Annotated in this window: 14 protein-coding genes; 5 read left to right on the top strand and 9 right to left on the bottom strand. The window is 31.8% G+C overall.

Going from position 1 to position 23,514, the window contains the following annotated elements:
- Window positions 1–26: 26 nt before the first annotated feature.
- From gatB/aspS to BX611_RS09875, 3 genes are read right to left on the bottom strand one after another with little or no spacing between them, the layout of a single operon-like run.
- Window positions 27–3,356, bottom strand: a complete 3,330-nt coding sequence (gene gatB/aspS / locus BX611_RS09885) for a bifunctional amidotransferase subunit GatB/aspartate--tRNA ligase AspS (protein ID WP_115880753.1) — start codon at window positions 3,354–3,356, stop codon at window positions 27–29.
- Complete coding sequence (locus BX611_RS09880; protein ID WP_115880751.1) at window positions 3,356–4,753, bottom strand: amidase; 1,398 nt, start codon at window positions 4,751–4,753, stop codon at window positions 3,356–3,358. Before BX611_RS09880 ends, gatB/aspS begins: the two co-directional genes overlap by 1 nt.
- Before the next feature lie 2 nt (window positions 4,754–4,755).
- A complete protein-coding gene (locus BX611_RS09875) occupies window positions 4,756–5,022 on the bottom strand; it encodes an Asp-tRNA(Asn)/Glu-tRNA(Gln) amidotransferase subunit GatC (RefSeq protein WP_181897246.1) in 267 nt (88 codons plus the stop codon).
- A 255-nt stretch (window positions 5,023–5,277) separates the two neighbouring features.
- Between BX611_RS09875 and recQ the strand changes: the two genes are divergently transcribed.
- Both recQ and BX611_RS09865 read left to right on the top strand, forming a co-directional pair.
- Window positions 5,278–7,392 (top strand): DNA helicase RecQ, encoded by a 2,115-nt coding sequence (gene recQ, locus BX611_RS09870; RefSeq protein ID WP_115880747.1) that lies wholly within the window; start codon window positions 5,278–5,280, stop codon window positions 7,390–7,392.
- Window positions 7,393–7,490: 98 nt separating this feature from the next.
- Window positions 7,491–10,028: a M14 metallopeptidase family protein gene (locus BX611_RS09865; protein WP_115880745.1), complete on the top strand. Its 2,538-nt coding sequence runs from the start codon at window positions 7,491–7,493 to the stop codon at window positions 10,026–10,028.
- Window positions 10,029–10,043: 15 nt separating this feature from the next.
- Here the strand turns inward: BX611_RS09865 and BX611_RS09860 are convergent, their stop codons facing one another.
- A complete protein-coding gene (locus BX611_RS09860; RefSeq protein WP_115880743.1) occupies window positions 10,044–10,493 on the bottom strand; it encodes an Lrp/AsnC family transcriptional regulator in 450 nt (149 codons plus the stop codon).
- A 118-nt stretch (window positions 10,494–10,611) separates the two neighbouring features.
- Here BX611_RS09860 and BX611_RS09855 point away from each other — a divergent pair, with 118 nt between their 5' ends.
- Window positions 10,612–11,010: a hypothetical protein gene (locus tag BX611_RS09855; protein ID WP_115880741.1), complete on the top strand. Its 399-nt coding sequence runs from the start codon at window positions 10,612–10,614 to the stop codon at window positions 11,008–11,010.
- Window positions 11,011–11,155: 145 nt separating this feature from the next.
- Here BX611_RS09855 and BX611_RS09850 read toward each other — a convergent pair whose 3' ends face one another.
- The gene (locus BX611_RS09850) at window positions 11,156–11,632 is read right to left on the bottom strand and encodes a hypothetical protein (RefSeq protein WP_115880739.1); all 477 of its coding nucleotides are present in this window, start codon (window positions 11,630–11,632) and stop codon (window positions 11,156–11,158) included.
- Between the two features lie 162 nt (window positions 11,633–11,794).
- Between BX611_RS09850 and BX611_RS09845 the strand changes: the two genes are divergently transcribed.
- Window positions 11,795–13,735 (top strand): YgiQ family radical SAM protein, encoded by a 1,941-nt coding sequence (locus tag BX611_RS09845; RefSeq protein WP_115880737.1) that lies wholly within the window; start codon window positions 11,795–11,797, stop codon window positions 13,733–13,735.
- Window positions 13,736–13,809: 74 nt separating this feature from the next.
- Window positions 13,810–15,411, top strand: a complete 1,602-nt coding sequence (locus tag BX611_RS09840) for a mechanosensitive ion channel family protein (RefSeq protein WP_115880735.1) — start codon at window positions 13,810–13,812, stop codon at window positions 15,409–15,411.
- A 61-nt stretch (window positions 15,412–15,472) separates the two neighbouring features.
- Here the strand turns inward: BX611_RS09840 and BX611_RS09835 are convergent, their stop codons facing one another.
- The 4 genes from BX611_RS09835 to BX611_RS09820 form a co-directional block, all read right to left on the bottom strand.
- Window positions 15,473–16,447: a PorP/SprF family type IX secretion system membrane protein gene (locus tag BX611_RS09835; RefSeq protein ID WP_115880733.1), complete on the bottom strand. Its 975-nt coding sequence runs from the start codon at window positions 16,445–16,447 to the stop codon at window positions 15,473–15,475.
- Window positions 16,448–16,459: 12 nt separating this feature from the next.
- Window positions 16,460–22,180 carry a gliding motility-associated C-terminal domain-containing protein gene (locus BX611_RS09830; RefSeq protein ID WP_115880731.1) on the bottom strand — a complete coding sequence of 1,907 codons (5,721 nt, stop codon included), beginning with the start codon at window positions 22,178–22,180 and terminating at the stop codon, window positions 16,460–16,462.
- A 169-nt stretch (window positions 22,181–22,349) separates the two neighbouring features.
- Window positions 22,350–22,916, bottom strand: a complete 567-nt coding sequence (locus tag BX611_RS09825) for a phage tail protein (protein ID WP_115880729.1) — start codon at window positions 22,914–22,916, stop codon at window positions 22,350–22,352.
- 25 nt (window positions 22,917–22,941) lie between these two features.
- Window positions 22,942–23,508: a phage tail protein gene (locus BX611_RS09820; RefSeq protein WP_115880727.1), complete on the bottom strand. Its 567-nt coding sequence runs from the start codon at window positions 23,506–23,508 to the stop codon at window positions 22,942–22,944.
- Window positions 23,509–23,514: the final 6 nt, after the last annotated feature.

Below are 23,514 nucleotides of genomic sequence, written 5' to 3'. Positions count from 1 at the left end.
ACTAATTAGTCCCCTTTTAAATATTATTATTTAATCACCCTCACATTTTGTTCTTCAACTTTTTTATCAGATAATTTAGATGGAGCTCCAAAAAGTAAATCATCACTGGTGCCTGTTTTAGGGAAAGCCATAACTTCTCTAATAGATGCTTTTTTCTCTAAAATCATCATTAAACGGTCAATTCCCCAGGCAATTCCTCCGTGTGGTGGTGCTCCGTATTGAAACGCTTTGTACATAGCGCCAACACTTTTTATCATTTCGTTTTTAGAATACCCCATATTTCTATAAGTTGCTTCTAAAATTTCAGCTTTATGAGCACGTACAGATCCTCCACCAATTTCGTAACCATTTAAAATAAGATCGTATTGTTGTGCAATAATACTTCCTATTTCGTCTTCTTTTCCATTTATGTGCTTTTCTAAATCGTAAATTGCAGGCATAGAGAACGGGTTATGTGTAAATGTCCACCTGCCTTCATCGGTTTTTTCAAACATTGGGAAATCTACCACCCAAGCCGGACATAATTCTTTTGGATTTATCAATCCTAAAATTTTACCCATTTCTTGGCGAACAGCATCTAAAGCTTTGTTTGCAGTTTCGTAATCTGCAGCAGAGAAAAATACAATATCACCAACTTCTGCATTTGTTTCATTAATAATTCCAGCAGCAATTTCAGCACCTAAAAATTTAATTATTGGCGATTGTAAATCATTTTCATTAACAATTATATATGCCAATCCGCCTAAACCATTTTGTTGTGCAATTGCTGTAAGGTTTTCAATTTGACCTTTAGACATACGATTATTTCCTTGTTCTTTTGCAGAAACCTTAATACATTTTACAATTCCTCCTTGTTCAATAGGTTTGCTAAATACTTGAAATTGTGTGTCTTTTACAATGTGTGTAATGTCTTGCATTTTTAAGCCATAGCGTAAATCTGGTCGGTCACAACCATAATTATCCATAGCTTCTTTGTAAGTAAGAATTTCAAACGGACGTAAAATCCACTTTTTACCATATATTTTTTTCACTATTTCATTAAACATTTTTGTGTTTAAATCAATAATTTGCTGCATACTAGCGTACGCCATTTCAATATCTAATTGTGTAAATTCCGGTTGACGATCTCCCCTGGAATCCTCGTCTCTAAAACAACGTGCAATTTGGAAATATTTTTCGTAACCACTAACCATTAGCATTTGTTTAAACTGCTGAGGTGCTTGTGGTAAAGTGTAAAAAGAACCTGGTTGTTTACGTGTAGGAACTATAAACTCACGTGCTCCTTCATCGGTTCCAGCAGTTAAAATTGGAGTTTCAATTTCTAAAAATTCTTCTTCATCTAAAATATCACGTAATAGTTTAATTACCTTGTGGCGATTTACAATGGCTCTTCTAACCGCATCATTTCTATGGTCTAAAAACTTGTATTGAAAACGAATGGTTTCACTTGTTTTAGTAGCTCTTTTTATTTCAAAAGGTAATGTTTTAGAAAGGTTTAAAATATCTAATTCTGAAGTTTCTAACTCTATTTTTCCAGTTCTTAAACCAGCGTTATAATCGTCTTCATTACGCTGTACAACTACTCCAGTAACTGATATTACAGTTTCTGGTTTTAATTTTACCAATTCGTCTAAATTAGGAAATGACTCTCTACTTAAACGTACTTGAAATATTTCTTGACTAGAATCACGTAAATCAATAAAAATTAATTCACCGTGATCTCTAACACTAGAAACCCAACCTGCCAACGTTATTTTTTCTGAAATGTTTTTTTCTGAAATTTCTGAAGCTTTATGAGTTCTATAAGTGTCTTTTATTATAATAGGAATTTGTGGAAGCGTTTCGTCTTCAACTTTCGTTTTTTGCTGTTCGCTAGTTGCTTTTAACTGCTCACTACTCCCAGCGTTCAACTTTTGACTTTTAGCTGAAAGTATTTCTAGAATTCCTTGTCTAATTACCTTTCCAGAAGCTCCTTTGCCAATAATTCCGATTACTTTACCAACTAAAATACCCGCTTTTCCTTGATTTCCAGATTTAATATCATTAGCAATCGCCTCATTTTCTGAAATAACAGTTTGAATAGCTGCTGTAATTTGCTCTTCAGAAATGGTATGTTCTTCAAAATACTGCTTATAATCAAAAGTTCTGTCTTTTAAATATTCAGTAATTCCATTTTGAGCCAAAACAGCTGTGATTTTTTCAGCTTTAAATAATTGAAAAATTTCGATTAAACTTTCAATGCTATTAATAGCTGCATAATCTTCAGGTTTTATATTATTTACTAACGTTTTTGCAACAAATGAAGGATCTTTTAACACCTTATTTATATCCATAAATACTTTAGAGCGGACAGCATCTGCAGTAAAAAATTTTGCATCTTGTGGTAAAACACCTCCTTTAATTAAAATAGTTTCAACAGCAAAAGGTAAAGCGCTAGAATCTACATTTATAGCTTTAATTTCGTTTTTAATGCTAACAAAAGGTAAATCTGGTTCAGAAATGAAACGGTAATCTGCTTCAAATTCTTTTTTACGCATTGTTTTGGTTTGCTTTAAATCGGCATCCCACAAAACGGTGGTTTGGTCTGGTCTAAACTCTTTATGTTCAACATAATAATTGAATTGTTTTTCAATTTCTTCCTTTAAAGCATCAACCATAAACTTAAACGAATTTAAGTTTTTTATTTCGGTACGTGGATTTAAATCGTAGCTTCTTTTTTTACGTAAAGACACCGAAACATCCGATTTAAATTCGCCTTTTTCAAGGTTTGCTTCTGAAATTCCTAAATTTTGAACAATACGTTGAATGTATTGTGCGTAAGTTGAAGCATCTTCAATATTACGAATACAAGGTTCTGTAACAATCTCAATTAATGGCACTCCAGCTTTGTTAAAATCAACCAAAGAAATCTTTTTCTCGTGCATTAATTTAGCAGCATCTTCTTCAATATGAACCTGCGTTAAATTCACTGTAAATTGAGAACCATCATTACGGTAACAAGAAACGTGTCCGTCAGGAATTATTGGGTTATGAAACTGGGTAATTTGAATATTTTTAGGGTTGTCTGGATATTCGTAATGTTTTCTATCCCAAGATATTACTTCATTTTCAAATGAAGAATCTACTGCTTTACCAAAATAAATAGCTTTTGTAATTGCTTCTTTATTTATAGCTGGTAAAACCCCCATTTGCCCAGTACAAACTGAGCATATATTTGTGTTTGGTGTTTCAATTTCTTGATTTGGACAAGAACAAAACAACTTGGTTTTGGTATTTAATCGAACGTGTGTTTCCAATCCAATTACCAATTCTAAATCGTGGGCTTTTATGGCCGCATTTAATTGTTCCAATTCCATTATATTGTTTCTTTTAAGAAGTTAGCAAACTTCAATACAAGTTCATCATTGTTTTTTGCAGCTGTAATTTGCAAGCCCGTTGCAGTTCCTTGAGGTACTGTTAACGTAGGTAATTGCCCTAAACTAAATCCAACGGTATATGCATCGGATAAATACATAGCGTGTGGATCCTTTAAACTTTCACCAATTTTAGGTGGAGTGCTTGGTGTAACTGGTGATAAAATGATATCAACTTCTTCAAAATCTTTTTTGAAATTTTCAGAAATCTGATCTCTTAACGCCAATCCCTTTAAATAAATTTCATCAGAAAAACCTTGTGATAAAACCTGATTACCACCAACAATTCTACGTTTTGTTTCTTCTGAAAAGTTTTCAGAACGTGTTACAGCGTATGTTTCAATTAAATTTTCTGCTTCAATCCTGTTTCCATAATTAGTACCATCTAAACGCGATAAATTTGAAGCTGTTTCGGCCATTGCCAATGTATAATATGTTGAAACTAAAATATCAGATTTAAAGAAATCCAATGCTTTTACCTTAATTCCTGTTGCTTTTATCTTTTCAATACTTGTTAAAAAATCAGCTTTTATTTTTGGATCAATAGCTTCACTTTCAATAAAGTTTTTAAAATATCCAATTGTTTTTATATTGTTATTTAAAATAGCTTTTTCACTAATTTCAGTTGAAGTAATAGAAGTTTGATCTTTAGGATCTTTTCCACTCATTACATTCAACAAAATACGAATATCTTCAACAGATTTAGCTAAAGGACCAACACAATCCGTACTTGAGGCATATGCCATTAAACCGTATCTAGAAATTCTTCCATAAGTAGGTTTTAAACCATAAATATGATTGTAGCCAGCAGGTTGACGAATAGAACCTCCAGTATCTCCACCAATTGAAAAAACTGTGTACTCTTTAGCAACATTAACGGCAGAACCTCCACTTGAACCCCCAGCAACAAGTTCAGGGTTTATGGCATTTTTTACAGCTCCAAAAATGGTGTTTTCACTGGAAGATCCGTGACCAAAACTATCACAATTTTCTTTTACTATAGGAATTGCACCTGCATCTAACAATTTTTGAATTGCACTTGCAGTATAAGCGGATTTGTAATTTTTTAATAATTTAGAACTTGCAGTTGTATAAGTTCCTTGTAACATATAAACATCTTTAATTCCAAAAGGAATTCCTTCCAGCAATCCTATTTCTTCATTGTTAGCAATTTTAGCATCTACTTTAGAAGCTAAATTTAAAGCTAAAGTATCTAATAATGAGTTTACTGAATTGTATTTGTTTTGTTTAAGTAAGTCTAATTTTTCTTGCACTAAAGTTGTACAAGTAATTTGTTTCGACACCAATTGTTGGTGTATTTTTTTTATTTGAGATTCCATTTTTAATCTTCTATAACTTTAGCAACTACTAAATAACCGTTTTTTTTGTTCGGAAAGTTTTCTAAAATTATTTGTTTTTCCATAGCCGAACTCTCTACAACAACATCTTCTCTTAAATTATTTACTGACACACAATTATAATTGACATTATTTAAGGAATTATCAGTTGGATGCGCATTTTTAATTACATCAAATAGTTTGTTCACAGCCTCTGATGGTTGTGCTCCTTTAATACTAGACAAAACGTCTACTGTCATTATTTTACTCATGTCTTTATTAATTAGTTTTCTAAGTTAAACTTCAAGTTTGCAAAAATACGAAAGATTTACTTGGAATTCACTATTTTTTTGGTTGCTATGATGTTAAAACTCCTTTGTTGATTAAGATTAATGCTTTAAAATTATTATATGTTAAATGTATTAGCGTATCTGATATGTATTTTGAAATAAAGCTAAAAATTGTACAAATAATTTCAATTTCTACTAATTTGTTAATAAAATGTATTTTTGTGAAAAAATTAATTAATGCTGTTAAAAGAAACAAAAGATAAATTACTTCCTACTTTAAAAACATATTTTGGATACGACAGTTTTCGGGATCAACAAGAGCAAATAGTAGAATCAGTACTTACTAAAAATGATAATTTAGTTATAATGCCAACAGGTGGAGGAAAGTCTATTTGTTTTCAATTACCTGCTTTGTTGTTTAATGGTTTAACGTTGGTTATTTCACCTTTAATTGCTTTAATGAAAGATCAGGTTGATGGCTTAAAAGCAAATGGTATTTTGGCAGATTTTTACAATAGCAGTCAGGAAAAGTTTGAGCAAGATGAAATTTTTGATAAAATTTATAGCAAAGAGTTGAAAATGTTATATGTAGCACCAGAAAGTTTATCATTTTTACAAAATATTTTAAATGAAACATATATTAGCTGTATCGCAATTGATGAAGCGCATTGTATTTCATCCTGGGGACACGATTTCAGACCTTCATATCAGCAATTAGGATTTTTAAAAAACACTTTACCAAATACACCAATTATTGCTTTAACTGCCACTGCAGATAAAGCTACAAGAGCAGATATCATAGAGCAATTAAATATACCAAAGGCAACACAATTTATTGCTTCATTTGACAGAAAAAATATTGAATTAGAAGTTCGGCCTGCTAATGATCGGATTTCTCAAATCATTAAATTTATTGAAAAACAACCCAAGGAATCGGGTATTATTTATTGCTTAAGTAGAAAAGGAACGGAACAAATTGCTAATAAATTAAAACAGCAAGGTATAAAGGCAGCAGCTTATCACGCTGGATTAAATTTTGCAGAACGTACTAAAACACAAGAAGATTTTATTTACGATAAAACGCAAGTTGTATGTGCAACTATTGCCTTTGGAATGGGCATAGATAAATCTAATGTACGCTGGGTAATTCATTATAATATGCCTAAAAATATTGAAGGCTATTATCAGGAAATTGGTCGTTGTGGAAGAGATGGTTTAAAAGCAAACGCATTGTTATTTCATAGTTATTCGGATGTTATTCAACTTCGAAAATTCATGAATGGAGCTAGTAACGAGGAAGTTCAGGTTGCTAAATTAGAACGCATAAAACAATTTTCTGAAGCCACTACTTGCCGAAGAAAAATATTATTAAGTTATTTTGGTGAATTATTAGCTGAAAACTGCGGTAATTGTGATGTTTGCAAAAATCCTCCTCAACTTTTTAACGGAACCATTATTGCTCAAAAAGCACTCTCTGTAATCACTCGTTTAAAAGAAAGTGAAGCTATTGGAACTGTAATTGATGTTTTGCGTGGAGCACAAAATGCAACTATTTTAGATAAAGGTTATGATAAATTAAAATCTCACGGAGTTGGAAAAGAGATTTCCTGGAGAGATTGGCAACAATATATTATTCAGTTAATTAATCAAGGATATTGCGAAATTGCATTTCATAAAAATAATGCATTGCACTTAACTGATTTTTCTAAAAAAGTATTGTTTGAAAATGAAGTTGTTAATTTAACTAAACCTATTGAGTATAAAGAGCAGCCAGTTGTTGAAAAAACTACTAAAACTAAAAAACCGAAGAAGGATAGTTTATTTGAACGTTTACGAAATTTACGTCAGGAAATTGCATTGGCAGAAAATATACCTGCATATTTGGTTTTTAATGATGCAACTTTAAAAGAAATGGAGCGTGCACGACCAATGAGTGAAGCTGACCTTTTAGATATAAGTGGGGTAGGACAGCGTAAATTAGAAGTTTATGGAGAAGATTTTATTGCTGAAATTATTGCTTTTTCAAACGAGAAAATAAAAACGCGTAAAAAGAGAGATACTCATAAAATAACTTTTGATTTATATAAAGAAGGTTTAACGATTGATGAAATTGCTGAAAAACGTAATTTAAAATCTACCACTATTTTTTCACATTTAGCATTGTTATATACAGAAGGAAAAGCCATTGAAATTTATGATTTTGTAAGCAGAGAAGAAGTAGAGAAAGTGAGACTGGCGAAAGCAACATTAGAAAGCCCGCAAGCTTTAAAACCTTATTTTGAGCATTTAAATGCCGAAATTGAGTATTTTAAAATTAGATTGGCACTAACAATTATTGATAGGGAAGGTTAGTGTTACAATAATTACTTAGCAATAAAATAAATAGAATTTTAATGTTTATTAGTATATTTAATTGTTAATTTTAAAGTTCAATCTTCAATCAAATTTTCATGGGTTATAAAAAACTGTATTTTTCGGTAATATTAATAGTATTTACAATATTTTCTGTTGCTTCTCAAGATTATTTTTTAAAAAGCAAAGCACCATTTAACCCTGAAATACCTTCACCAGAAGCATTTTTAGGATACCCAATAGGAGCACAACATACGCGCTACGATTTAATAGTTGCCTACTTTAATAAATTAGCTGAATTATCAGATAGAGCTTCAATTGAAATATATGGTCAAACACATGAACATAGAAAATTGATAATGCTTACTATAAGTTCTTCTGAAAATTTACAAAATATAGGCAGTCTTCAAGAATCGCATTTAAAATTTTCAAACCCTAATTTATCACCTAATAATTATAATGAAATTCCAATTTTTATAAATCTAGGTTATGGTGTGCATGGCAATGAACCTTCAAGTTCAGAAGCTGCAATGTTGGTTGCTTATACTTTAGTAGCTTCAAATAATACCGAAGTATTAAACTATTTGAAAAATGCAGTAGTTTTTATTGATCCAACAATTAATCCTGATGGTAGAGATCGTCATACAAATTGGGTAAATCAACTTAGAGCAAACACTTTAGTGTCTGATCCTTTGGATGCGGAACATAATGAGGCTTGGCCAAGAGGAAGAACCAATCATTTTTGGTTCGATTTAAATAGAGATTGGTTATTGGCAGTTAATCCTGAAAGTAGCGGAAAATTAAATTGGTATCATAAATGGTATCCAAATGTTGTGACAGATTTTCACGAAATGGGTACAAATAGCACTTATTTTTTTGAGCCTATGAAGCCAATAGGATCAAAAAATCCTATCATGCCAAAGGAAAATTATGAAGATTTAAATAACCTTTTTGCTACTTTTTTTGCTTCGGCATTAGATAGTGTTGGTTCTTTTTATTTTACAAAAGAGGCATTTGATGGTACGTATCCAGGATACGGGTCTTCGTATCCAGATTTGCAAGGCGGACTCGCTTTATTATTTGAGCAAGCAAGTTCAAGAGGTCATATACAAGATACTGAATTTGGTAAAATAACCTTTCCATTTACAATTAGAAATCAATATATTTCTAGTTTTTCAACCATAAAAGCAGCGGTTGTAAACAAAGAATATCTTAGAAAATATCAACAAAATTTCTTTAAATCAACACAATTAAAATTACCTAAAAATAGTACTGTAGCTTATGAATTTGGTGATAGTTTTGATAAAACCAGAACGAAATATTTTATAGATAAGTTGTTGATTCATAAAATTAAAGTATTTAAAAATGACGCTAAATTTATTGTTCCTGTAAATCAACCACAAAAAAGAATGGTACAAACTGTTTTTGAAACGTATAATAAATATAGAGATAGTGTTTTTTATGATGCTTCAGCATGGAGTTTAGCTAATTTTTATAATATGCCTTCAAAAGAGTTAAAAAATGTAAAATTGGGCGAAGAAATTACCAGTACTGAAAATATGGTAATTACACCAAAAATCAGTAAAACTTCTTATGCTTACCTATTAGATTGGGACGATTATAATGCGGCTGCAGCTTTATATTTTATGCAATCTCAAGGAATTAAAGTTACTTCAGCTTTTAAACCTTTTAGTATTAAGACAACTGAAGGTTTAAAAAAGTTTAATTACGGAACTATTATGATTCCTGTTAGTAAACAAAAAAAATCGAGTGATGCCGTTTTTGAAATTGTTAAAAATGCTAAAGAAAAATATAATGTTCCTGTATATACAGTAAATTCTGGTTTTAGTAATGTAGGTATTGATTTAGGAAGTAGAAATCAAATGGCAATTGAAAAGCCAAAAGTAGCAATGTTTATTGGAGAAGGCGTAAGTTCTTCTGAAGCAGGAGAAGTTTGGCATTTACTTGATACAAGAATTCATATGCCAATAACTAAAATTAGAATGAATAATTTTAATAGAGCCTCTCTAGAAAAATATACAACAATAGTAATGGTCTCCGGAAATTATAATAATTTAGATTCACTTCAAATAGGTAAGTTAAAGCAGTGGATTTCTAATGGAAATACCTTAATAACCATTGCTGGTGCAAGTAAATGGGCAATAGATAAAAAATTAGTAAAAGAGAATCTTACAAAATTGCCTAAAACAAATGAAAATGAAATTTTAGTGGAAAGATTACCTTATGTAGATGCTTCTGAAAATATTGGAAGAGAACGTTTAGGGGGTGCAATTTTTGAAGTTGAACTAGACATAACACATCCTTTAGGTTTTGGTTACCATTCAAATAAATTATCGGTTTATAAAAATAATTCTGTTTATTTAGCGCCAAGTAAAAATGCATATTCAACAATTGCTAAATACACTAAAAACCCACATATTGATGGTTATATTTCAAACAAAAATTTAGAAGAAAAATTAAAACCCTCAGCATCCTTAATTGTAAGCTCCTTGGGCAAAGGACGTGTTATTATGTTTGCTGATAATCCTAATTTTAGAGGTGCTTGGTATGGTACAAACAGGTTGTTTTATAATGCACTTTTTTTAGGTAGTAAAATTTCAGTTCCCAGAAATTAAATGAATTTTAAAGTTTTAAGCAGGTAATCTTTTAATAATCGGATTGTTTTCAACAACATTTGAGAGTACAATATGTGTGCGAGTTTCACCATATGTAATTAATTTATCAATAAATTTTTCTAAATGTTTTTGGTTTTTTAATACAACCTCCATTACAATATTTTCGTTTCCAGTAATTCTATAGCAATTAACTACTTCATCAAAATTTTTAACGGTTTCTAGAAAGGGTTTTAATCTTCCCATAAACGCTCTTAAGGTAATAATAGCTTTTAATTGATGTTCAGTTTCAGAATGAGAAACTTTTGCATGGTACCCTTCAATTACTCCAGCATCTTCCATTTTTCGAATACGTTCAGCAACAGCGGGTGAAGTTACACCAACTTTACGTGCAATTTCTGTATTTGATTGCCTTGCATTTTGTTGTAAACAAGTTAGTATTTTCCAATTTATAGTATCTAATTTCATTTTTAAAGTTTAAAGCTATAAAAATATTAAAATTTTAATTTAATATTAAAAATAACTTTAGAAATTAAATATAAAAATTTAAAATACAGAGTAAATTTGATTGAATTTTTTTTAACAAATGTTTGATTCTACTGAATATAATTTAAAACAGTCTTTGATTTATCAAAAATCAATTGAAATTTTTCATTTATCGCGTCATATAGCTGCGTATATAACAAATGAAAAGGATATACAATCTATGTATTTATCTAAAAAAGAATCAGACAGATTTGCAAATAGTTTGGTTATGGACTCTCTAGGGTTAGTTCCAAAAATTGCTGAAACAGAAATTCAACAAAATCCAATAATAAAATTAAAATACGCTAAATCACTTCAATTTTTTATTGATAGTTTGTATGCTAATTGCCTAAAATTAGAAAATACAAAAATAAACGGTAAGGATTTTGTAAGAATGCTTAGAAAAGAGTTAATTCTTTTTAAAAGAATGCATAGACGTTATGTAAAATCTTTATTATAGATTTTAAAATAAAAATTATAAAATATAAAAAAAACACGAAGGTTTAAACCTTCGTGTTTTTTTGTGAAGTTATTTTATTAGAATACCCTTTTGTTTTTTAGGATACAAATAAAATTACGACTTCATTAAAAAACTATTAACTAAACTAACTTCTGTTTTTGTATTGCTTTCTTGAAGCATCTCCTTTTTTAATGCCTTGTCTGTCTCCTATTTTTTTATTTCCTCTTTTTTTATTGAAATTATTAGTTGCTTCCCATTTTTCAAATTGCTCATCTGTAAGAATCTTTTTTAGTTCATTTTTATGAGCAAGTTGTCTTCCCAATCTTATATTTTCTCGTGCAAAACGTTCATCACTTGTTAAAGGGGTTCCTTGTTCTTTGTTTTTTTGAAATTCAGCTCTAAGCACTTCACGTTCTTCAGCATTTTTTTTATTTAAATTATAAATAGCTTTTTGCTGGTTTTCATTTAAATCTAAATGCAATGCCATTTTTTTGGTTTGCAGTGTTGCCATTTGATCTGGAGTAAAGTCAGCTCTTTTACCTTGTCTTTGATTTTGTCCTTGTGCAGAAATAGTTAAAGAAAATAATATAACTATAGCTGTTAATCCTATTAATTTTTTCATAATATTAAATGTTTTATTTTGTTTTATACCTCTTTGACTAAACTGAAATTGAAAGGTTTAATATATTAACACTCATTAACATTTATTAACTTTAATAGGTTAAATGAGGTTCTTTAAAAAGTCTTATTTAGAATTGTTTTATTTAGTGTATTTTTGCAAAATATGATAATGAATAAACTTTCAGATTGGTTACCTACTACTAATAAAGAGGTGAAACTTAGGGGTTGGGAGGAATTAGATGTAATTCTTTTTAGCGGAGATGCCTATGTAGATCACCCAGCGTTTGGACATGCTGTAGTTGGTAGAATTTTAGAAAGTTATGGTTTGCGAGTTGCAATTGTTCCACAACCAAGTGTACATGATAACTTACAGGACTTTACAAAGCTTGGAGCTCCTAAAATGTTTTTTGCAGTTACAGGTGGTTGTATGGATCCAATGGTTAGTAATTACACTGCTAGTAAAAGAAAAAGAGATAACGATGCTTACACACCAAATGGAGACAAAGGTTTTAGACCCGATTATGCAACTACAGTATATAGTAATATTTTAAAAGAAAAATTTCCCAATATACCTGTTTTAATTGGTGGAATTGAAGCCTCTTTGCGAAGAGTTACACATTACGATTATTGGAGCGATACTTTAAAACCAACAATTTTAAAAGATTCTAAAGCAGATTTATTAGTATATGGAATGGGAGAACAACCTTTGCGTGAAATTGTAAGTCTATTGCAAAAAGGTGTACCGTTTTCAAGCTTAACAACTGTAAAACAAACTGCTTTTTTGTTGAAAAATAAAGAAGAAATTCCTAAAAATAAAAATTGGAATGATGTTTCAATTCATTCACATGAAGTTTGTTTGAAAGATAAAAAACTGTTTGCTTCTAATTTTAAAGTTATTGAGCAGGAGTCTAATAAATTATTTGCAGATCGAATTTTTCAGGATGTTGGAGATTCAAAGTTGGTAATAAACCCGCCTTATGAGACTATGACTGAAGCTGAAATTGACGCTTCTTTCGATTTACCTTTTACCCGTTTACCACATCCAAAATATAATAAGCGCGGACCAATTCCTGCGTTTGAAATGATTAAGTTTTCTATTAATATTCACAGAGGTTGTTTTGGTGGTTGTAGTTTTTGTACTATTTCAGCACACCAAGGTAAATTTATTGCTAGCAGAAGTCAGGAATCTATTTTAAAAGAAGTAGAACAGGTTGCAAATATGCCAGATTTTAAAGGTTATTTATCTGATATTGGTGGCCCTTCGGCAAATATGTATAAAATGAAAGGTAAGGTTCAGGAAATTTGTGATAAATGTGTTTCACCTTCTTGTATTTCACCTGTAATTTGTCATAATTTAGATACTTCGCATAAACCGTTAACAGAACTTTATAAAGCAGTTGATAGGCATCCAAAAATTAAAAAATCTTTTATTGGAAGTGGAATTAGACATGATATGTTAGTTCCAGAGTTTAATAAACTTGCCGATCCAAAGGAATTAGATGATTATACAGAAGAGGTGATGACTAAACACGTTTCAGGTCGTTTAAAAGTAGCGCCAGAGCATACCTCTGATCCAGTTTTAAAATTAATGAGAAAGCCCTCCTTCACATATTTTCATAAGTTTAAAGAGCGTTTTGATAAAATTAATATTCGTAAAAAATTAAATTTACAATTAATTCCATATTTTATTTCAAATCATCCAGCCTGTGAGGTGGAAGATATGGCAAATTTAGCTGCAGAAACTAAAGATATGGGTTTTCAGTTGGAGCAAGTTCAGGGTTTTACACCCACACCAATGACAGTTGCTACTGTTATTTATTATAGCGGTTATCATCCATATACATTAAAGCCTACTAAAACACCTAAAACAAAACATGAAAAGGAGGAGCAACACCGTTTTTTCTTTTGGTATAAAAGGGAAAATCAGGCTTGGATTAGAAATACACTTACTAAAGTTGGTAGACAAGATTTGCTTCAAAAATTGCTTCCTTCAACAAATTCCTGGAGGAAAAATAAAGCTGAAAAAGTAAAAGATACTTTTAATGATACAGTTTCTTTTAATTCAAGAAAGAAAAAGAAATTCAGCAAAAGAAAAAAAAGATAATAATTCAGTTGCTATCATTTATTGCTAAAAATTAAAGTCATAAATTTGTCTTTTAGTTAAAAAAATACTTTAAAATGAAAAAAATACTTTTATTTTTCATATTACTTTCATATACTCTTATTGCCCAAAATAAAGTAAAAGTAGATCTTAGTAATCCAAATTCAACAATTTACACACATTTATATTTCTTACAACCAGATTCTTTTGAACCTGAAAAAGCTGCTCAAACAATATATGGTTTTGAAGGAAAAGATGCTGAAGATGCAGCTATTAAATTGAAGAAAATTTTAGATGGAAAAGGCTTGAAGGTAGATTTTTCCAAGATACCAAAAGATAAATTTTATTCTGATACAACAGATTATAAAATTGGGAATAGATACGTGTTATTTCCATATAGAATGCCTGAAGTTTATGTTGAAAGAATAGGCGATAGCTGGTATTATTCATCAGAAACCACTAGTAAAATAAATGAACTTTATAAAAGAACTTTTCCTTGGTATACTGAAAAATTACAACAAATTATTCCGGAATTTGGACATGAAAAACTATTCAAAATAGAGTTATGGCAATATTTAGGTTTGTTAATTTTAGCACTTATCTGTGTTGCTTTATTTTACATTCTAAAAAAGATTGTGTATTTAATTTTGCAAAAAGTACAATATTGGATTATTCATAAATCTAATGATAAAATTAAATTAGCACTAAAAAAATTAACACGTCCAATTGTTTTATTAATACTAATTTGGTTTTTAAAAAAAGAATTACCTTCCTTAGAGCTTCCTTTAGATATAAATACTTTTATATTTTTAGCTTTAAATATTATGGTTACAGTTTTTTGGATTTATGTATTCTTAAAACTAGTGAAGGTGGTTATGGATATTTATGCTGATTATGCAGAATCTACTCATGGTAAATTGGATGATCAATTAGTTCCAATACTTCATAATTTTTTAAAAGGAATTGTAATTTTTGTAGGATTACTTAAATTACTTACATTATTTGGAATTGAGCCAGTTACTGTTATTGCAGGGGCTTCAATAGGAGGTATAGCCGTCGCTTTAGCATCTCAAGATACGGTAAAAAACTTGATAGGAACCGTAATGATTTTTGTTGATAAACCATTCCATATTGGTGATTGGATTGAGGCAGGAACTGTTGTGGGTACGGTAGAAACTGTTGGGTTTAGATCAACAACTGTAAGAGCAGCAGATACCTCTGTTTATCAAATTCCTAATAGTGCATTGTCTGAAATGGTTGTAAATAACAAAGGTTTACGCGCATATAGAAGATACACAACTAATTTAGGATTGCGTTATGATACGCCACCTGAACTTATAGATGCTTTTGTAAAAGGAGTTCGTAAAATTATAGAATTACACCCAGAAACGCGAGATGATGCTTTTAATGTTGAATTTTCTGGTTTTGGAGATTCTTCTTTACTAATACTTTTAAATGTATATTTTGTGCAGCTGGATTGGAATATCGAACAAGCCTCAAAACATAGTTTACATTTAGCTATTTTGAAGTTGGCTGCTGAAATTGGAGTAGATTTTGCTTTCCCTTCAACAACAGTAATGATAGAACAATTTCCAGAGAAAAAAAGCATAGCAGCTGATTATAATATTGATTTTAATAGAATTCAACAAATAATTGATGGAATAAATAAAAAAGAATAATCTATTGGTGTATAAACTAAAAAGAGCCTCTGTTTGAGACTCTTTTTAGTTTATATAGAATTTAATTTTCGATGTCTTGTTCTTCAATTTTTTGAATCTCCTCAGAATTTTTACTTTTCATCCAATAAAAAGGGGGTTTTCTGTTTGAAGATTCTTTTCCTAAATTTAAGATAATGCTAAATTCGTGTGAACCATTATTGTAATTAGAAAGTTCCGAAGTTATGGCATCGTAGGTATAGCCTATTTTTAGGTTGTCTGTTAATCTTAGTTGGAAAAGGCCAGAGATTGATTCATCAATTCTATGTGAGATTCCAAACTCTAATTTATCTAACCATAAAATACTTGCAGAAATATCTGTTGATAACGGACTCCCATTAACACCTCTTAACATAAAAGAAGGTCTTAGTTTAAAAGATTCTCCTAAATCAAATACATACCCCGATGATAGATAAAAAATCATTTCATCAGTAGCACTTGATACAACTGCATTGTTTTTATTGTAATGTTTTGTTTGTAAAATATTTACAGTTGATAAACTTGCATAAAACCGATCTGTATAATAAAAAGCACCAGCCCCAATATTTGGATTAAATTCGTTTAGGTTTTCACTGAATAAATTATCGTTTTCAATTCCTAATTTTAGTAAATCCACATTTAAAAAACTACCTCCGGCTTTTAAACCAAAAGCCAGTGTTGAATTTTCAGTAGGATAAATTGAATATGAAAAATCTGCATATACATGGGTTTCACTAAGCACATAAACTTCATCATTTACTATAGATAAACCTAAGCCAACATTTTTACCAGTTGGTCCGTGTAACGAAAGTGTCTGTGTTTCAGGACCACCAGCTTCACCAGCCCACTGACTTCTTATGTTTGCCGTAGCTGTAAACAATCCGTGACTACCGGAGTAGGCAGGATTGATTAAGCTAAAGTTATTATAGTATTGTGTATATAATGGATCTTGTTGTCCAAAACTTTGTATTGTAGTACATAAGGCAATTACAAATACGATATTTTTAACTATATTTTTCATATGATTTTTTTCTTAATAATTGATATAAACCCATCCTTTAACTATTTTGCTACCTCCGTTTACGCTTAGCACGTAAAAGTAAGGTGCTGCAGGTAATTTTCTGGTTTTACCAGAAGAAACACCATCCCAATAATTTTGATAATTGTTGGATTCATACACCATATTTCCATAACGGTTATAGATTTGAATACTGTTATTCGGGTATTTATGAAGTCCGGCAATGATAAACTCATCATTTGTTCCATCTCCATTTGGGGAGAACCCTTTAGGGATTTCTAATTCCCCTTGATCACAAACATCTCCAATTCCGTTTCTGTCTAAATCTGCTTGGTTAGTATTTGCAACTGTAGGACAATTATCGAGGTTATTGTTAACGCCATCTCCATCTAGATCATCATCACACATATCAGCAATACCATCACTATCCATATCATCTGAAGTGAAAGTTACGAGTGCTATTTCAGAAGCAGTATTACCATTATTATCAATAACAGTTAGGGTTACGGTATGCGCATCTAAAGTTGGACAATTAAATGTAGTTTGATCTAAACTCATAGAAGCAATTCCACAGGCATCAAAACTGCCATCATCTATATCTTCGGGACTAATGGTTGCATTTCCATTACTATCTAACTCTACACTTATATTCTGTGTAATTACTATTGGAGCAGTAGTTTCTGCTATAGTTACTATAGTTGTGCAGGTACTTGTATTTCCACTTGTATCCGTTACTGTTAAAGTAACTGAGTTTTCACCAATATTAGAACAATCAAAAGAAGTAACATCAATACTCATAGATTCAATTCCACAATTATCTGAACTTCCATTATTAATATCCTCGACAGTAATTGTTGCGCTTCCTGTTTCATCCAATTGTAAAGTGAATGGTGCTGCACAGCTTACAGTTGGAGCAGTAGTTTCTTCAATAGTTACAATTGCATTTCCAGAAGCTGTGTTGCCATTTACATCTGTTACTGTTAATATAACTGTATTTTCTCCAATAGTTGAACAATCAAAAGTTGTTATGTCTAATTCTAACGATTCAATATCACAATTGTCAGAAGATCCATTGTCAATGTTTTCTGTAGTTATTGAAGCAGTTCCATTAGCATCTAATTCAACTGTAATATTTTGCGTAATTACTGTTGGAGCTGTTGCATCTTCAACAGTAACCGTTGCATTTCCAGAAGCTGTGTTGCCATTTACATCCGTTACTGTTAAGATAACTGTATTTTCTCCAATAGCAGTACAATCAAAAGTTGTTATATCCAACGTTATACTTTCAATGCTGCAATTATCAGTTGAACCGTTGTCAATATCTTCTGTAGTTATTGAAGCAGTTCCGTTTGCGTCTAATTCAACTGTAATATCTTGAGTAATTACTGTTGGAGCAATGGTGTCTTCAACGGTTACTATTGCATTTCCAGAAGCAGTATTTTCATTTACATCTGTTACTGTTAATGTAACTGTATTTTCACCAACGTTAGTACAATCAAAAGTTGTTATGTCTAATTCGATAGATTCAATTTCACAGTTATCAGAAGAGCCATTATCTATATCTTCTGCAGTTATTGAAGCAGTTCCGTTAGCGTCTAATTCAACTGTAATATTTTGAGTAATTACAGTTGGAGCAATGGAATCTTCAACGGTAACCACTGCATCTGCACTTGTACTATTTCCATCCACGTCAGTTACAGTTAAAGTAACCGTGTTTTCTCCAACAGCAGTACAATCAAATGTTGAAATATCCAAGACTAAACTTTCAATGCTACAATTATCTGTTGAACCGTTGTCTATTTGCTCAGGTGTGATACTTGCGAGTCCATCTGAATCTAATTGTACCGTAATATCTTGAGTAATTACAGTTGGTGCAATAACATCTTCAACAGTAACCGTTGCAAAAGCAGCAGAAACGTTATTACTAGTGTCAATAACTAAAAATTTCACCTGATTTTCACCAATATTTGAACAATCAAAACTTTGACTTACAGGGAATAAACTGATAAGTTTGATGCCACAATTATCAAAAGACCCATTGTCTATTTGTTCTGCAGTAATTGTTGCAGTTCCATCAGCATCTAACTGTACCGTTATATCATTAATAAGAACTGTTGGTGGTATGTTGTCTTCAACAGTAACGATTGCTTCTTCAGAATTACTATTCCCATTTATATCTGTTATTGTTAAAATAACTGTGTTTTCTCCAATATTGGCACAGGTAAAAGCATTTGGACTCACGGCATATGAAGCAATACCACAATTATCAGTTGAGCCATCGTCAATAGCAGCTGCATTTATATTAGCATTTCCTGATGTGTTCAATTGAACAGTAATGTTTTTTGTAATTACTGTTGGAAGTGTTGCATCCACGGTTGTAAGTATAATATCAGCCATAGCAGTTCTTCCACAAAAATCTGTAGCTGTTAATGTAATAGTAGTATCCATTACACCACTTATAACAGTACCCGCAACAGGACTTTGAGTTATTGTAGCATTTCCACAATCAGCTGTTGAAGTTGCTAAGGCTGCATAATTTGGTATTATGAATTCGCAGTTAGCATCTAAGTTTTCTGAATACGTAGTTGAAGCAGGTGTAACTGTTGGGTTATTTGTACTCTCAACAGTAAAGGTTTGTTTACACTCTGCTGTATTTCCATTTTTATCTCTAAGAAAGTATGTTCTAGAAATTATTACTGGATCTCCAGGACATCCTGAATTTCCTGGGATAATTGTTAAAGCTGATTGCGTTACTTCTCCACAAGAATCAGTTATAATTGGTAAATCAAAATCTACTGGAGGTAAATCTGCTCTACAAGATAATGGAGTATCTACAATATTTACACAATCTACAATAAGTTCACAACAAACAGGATCTACAAAAATAGTATCATTTGCATTATTTGTACATCCATTGGTATCAGAAAAAGTATAGGTTACCGTAATATTTCCTCCTGTTGGAGCAGCCGCTGTAGGGTCAAAACTAAAAGTAGTCCCATTTCCATCATCTGTAACTCCTGTACCGTTATAAACACCACCAACTGGCATTCCACCACCCAAACCTGTTACAACAGCATCTTCAATGCATACATCGGGTGCTGGTGCAGTAAAAGTAACAGTTGGTAATGCAAACACTTCAACATCATCAGATGCGCTATTTGTACAGCCATTACTATTAGTATATGTATAAGTTATTGTATGTATTCCAATACCTGCTGTGGCAGGGTCAAAACTATAAGTCATTCCATTTCCATCATCAGTAACTCCAGCACCTGAATATACTCCACCAGTTGCAGTTCCACCACCTAAACCAGCTTGAACTCCTGCATCAACACAAAGATCTGCTAAGGCTGTAAATGTAACGGTAGGCAAAGCAAATACTTCAACATTATCAGAAGCTGAATTTGTACAACTGTTTCCATCGGTAAAAGTATAAGTTATTGTATGTGTTCCAACACCTGCAGCTGCAGGATCAAAACTATATGTCATTCCGTTGCCATCATCAGTAACTCCAGTACCTGAATATACTCCACCAGTTGCAGTTCCACCACCTAAACCAGCTTGAACTCCTGCATCAACACAAAGATCTGCTAAGGCAGTAAATGTAACGGTAGGCAAAGCAAATACTTCAACATTATCAGAAGCTGAATTTGTACAACTGTTTCCATCGGTAAAAGTATAAGTTATTGTATGTGTTCCAACACCTGCAGCTGCAGGATTAAAACTATAAGTTAATCCATTACCATCGTCTGTTACTCCAGCTCCGCTGTATACTCCACCAGTTACAGTTCCACCACCAAGGCCAGTTTGTGTTCCAGCATCAATACATAAATCTGCGAGAGCAGTAAAAGTTACAACAGGTGATGCAAACACCTCAACAGTATCAGAAGCACTGTTTGTGCAGCTATTAGTATCTGTAAATGTATAAGTTATTGTGTGTGTTCCAATACCAGCTGCTACAGGATCAAAACTATAAGTTAATCCATTTCCATTATCTGTAACACCAGCTCCAGAATAAATACCACCAGTAGCGGATCCTCCACCAAGGCCTGTTTGAACACCTGAATTTAAACATAAATCTGCAAGGGCAGTAAAAGTTACAATAGGTAATGCAAATACTTCTATATCGTCACTGGCTGCCCCAACACTTGTAGTATATGTAATTGTATGTGTTCCAACTCCAGCTGTGGCTGGATCAAAACTATAGGTTGTTCCATTTCCACCGTCGGTAACACCAGGACCCGAATAAACGCCACCTGATGGAACACCACCTCCTAAGCCTGCTTGGTTACCTGCATCAAGACATAAATCGGCGGGAGCTGTAAACATTGGGATTTCATATACTAAATCATCAATGTAAAAATTAATATCTGTAGCTTCTATTTGAATCTCATCAATATTTTGGAAATCTAAATTGGATGATAAATTTTGATTGCCATTGAAATTAATATTTACTGTAGAACCAACCTGAACACCACTTTTAAATGCTTTAATTGTGCCGCTAGTTGATCCGCCAACTCCAGCATCCTGAATTAAAATACTTACAAATTTAAAATTATCACCATTTGTAGTTGAAATAGTCCATTTGGTTATGCCTCCTACATCTAAATTATCATCAAAAAGGGCTCCTGATCCTGTACCTCCTGCACCAGAACCATTATCGTATGTGATGTCATCACCTGGTCCTGAAGAGTCAATTTCAAAAGTAAAAATACTTACAGATGTTGATGTTGTTAGCTGTTCGTTATCCAAATACCCCAGTGAGTTAAAATCTATTATAGCTTGCCCTGTTCCTATTGATACACCAGTAGTAAAGGTTTGTACTGAACTTTCAGTAGTACCAACACTATTAGTTGCATAAGCTATATAGCTATATTCACTAGAAGAAACTAAGCTAGAAATAGCTTGATTAAATACTCCAGTTGTAACTCCTCCTTCTGGAACATCAATAATTGTAGTACCATTTGCTTCTGCTCTAGTTGGAGTAGCATCAGTTGAAGTAAGCGCATAAACAAACCCTCTATCAGTTATAGTAGCTCCTCCGTCTGCAATTACATTTCCATTTAATGTCGCATCATTTGACCCTACCAATGTTGCTGCAGTGCTTAATACGGTTGGAGCAATTACGGTTCCAACTGCTGAGCTATATACTAAATCATCAATAAAAAAATTAATATCTGCAGCTTCTATCTGAATTTCGTCAATATTTTCGAAGTCGGTGTTTGCTGTTAAATTTTGAATACCATCAAAGTTAATATTAACCGTAGCACCAACTTGAAGACTATTCTTAAAAGCTTTAATTGTACCGCTAGAAGAAGCACCAATTCCAGAATCTAGAATTACAATACTCTCCAATTTAAATTCATTTCCATCAGTTCTTGAAATAGTCCATTTAGTTATTCCCCCAATATCAATATTATCGTCATAAAGAGATCCTGTTCCTGTTCCGACAACAGTGCCATCATCGAATGTGATATCGTCACCTGGTCCAGAAGCATTAATTGCAAACGTAAAAATACTTATATTGGTTGATGTTCCAAATTGTTGATTATCTGTATAACCTAATCCTTCAAAATCTATGGTTGTTTGAGCCTGTAAGTTAAAGCCAAATAATAATGAGAGTATAATTAATGTTTTAATAGGTTTCTTTGTTAGTTTTTTAATCCTATTAAAATAGAACTTTTCACAAAAAAAAATTAAATGAGTAAAATATGCGCTATGAGTAATGTTTTTCATAATAATTTGGTTTGATTATAAATATTTATTGTGAAAATAGGGGGATTAAAACAATAACAATTCTTTTTAAAAAAATTCACAAGTTTAATTTTCTATAAAGAAACAAGTGTAAATAGTCATTTTATAACATTAATAAAAAGTCTAGAATTAAAATTCCAGATTTTTTATTTTAATTTCTTGAAGGGAAAATTCCTACCATCGCAATTATATAATTAACTGCTAAATAAGGTGATCTATTATTTATTGGTAAATTTCCACCTGTATTGCTAACTGTAACAGCAACATTATTTGTTGCCATGTTTGTATTAGCTGTATCGCCATAAATATTTGCATTATAACTAGTTGTCCTATCAACAACTGCTTTTCCAACAGTTAAAACCTTTCCATCGGGGTTATTTGTTGTTCCCTCAGTATTAGATACTTTTGTTGTTCCTTGCGCTATATGAGTATGACTTGGTAATTGCGTATTATTTAAAGTATTAGTTTCTGTTCCTGATCTTTGTCCTAATCTAAAATCAGATAATCCAGGACCTCGTCTTGGACCTATAAGTTCTCTACCTCTTAAATCGGGTAATGCAAAAGTTGTTCTTCCATCTCCTCCATAAGTGGTGCCTAAGATTGAAAATAGGGCACTATTACCAGAAATTGCTAATAATTGTCCATCGCAAAATGCCCATCCTCTAGGAGGAAAGTTTCCTGCGAAAATTTGAATTGTTCCCATTAATGGTGTTGACATGGTATAAAATTTAAGAGTTTGTAAATTAGTTTCTAGATGGGAAAATTCCTTGCAGAGCAATAATATAATTAACTGCTAAAAAAGGAGGTCTATTATTTATGGGTAAATTTCCACCTGTACTTCCAACAGTAACAGTAACATTATTAGAAGCCATGTTTGCATTAGCTGTATCGCCATAAATATTTGCATTATAACTAGTTGTCCTGTCTGCAACTGCTTTTCCAACAGCCAAAACCTTACCATCAGGGTTATTTGTTGTTCCATCAGCATTAGATACTTTTGTTGTTCCTTGCGCTATATGGGTGTGACTTGGTAATTGCGTAGTATTTAAAGTATTAGTTTCAGTTCCAGATTTTTGCCCTAAATTGATAGGTGATAACCCAGGGCCAGTTCTCGATCCAATAGGTGCTCTACCTCTTAAATCTGGTAATGCAAAAGTTGTTCTTCCATCTCCTCCATAGGTAGTACCTAATATTGAGAAAAGTGCAGTATTTTGGCTAATAGCTAATAATTGTCCGTCGCAAAATGCCCACCCTCGTGGTGCAAAATTTCCTGCAAACATAATAACTGATCCTAGTAATGGTGATGACATAGTGTT

This window comes from Lutibacter oceani, from assembly GCF_003384935.1.
In the GTDB taxonomy this organism is placed as follows: domain Bacteria; phylum Bacteroidota; class Bacteroidia; order Flavobacteriales; family Flavobacteriaceae; genus Lutibacter; species Lutibacter oceani.
This window is presented reverse-complemented; position numbering and strand designations above follow the sequence as displayed.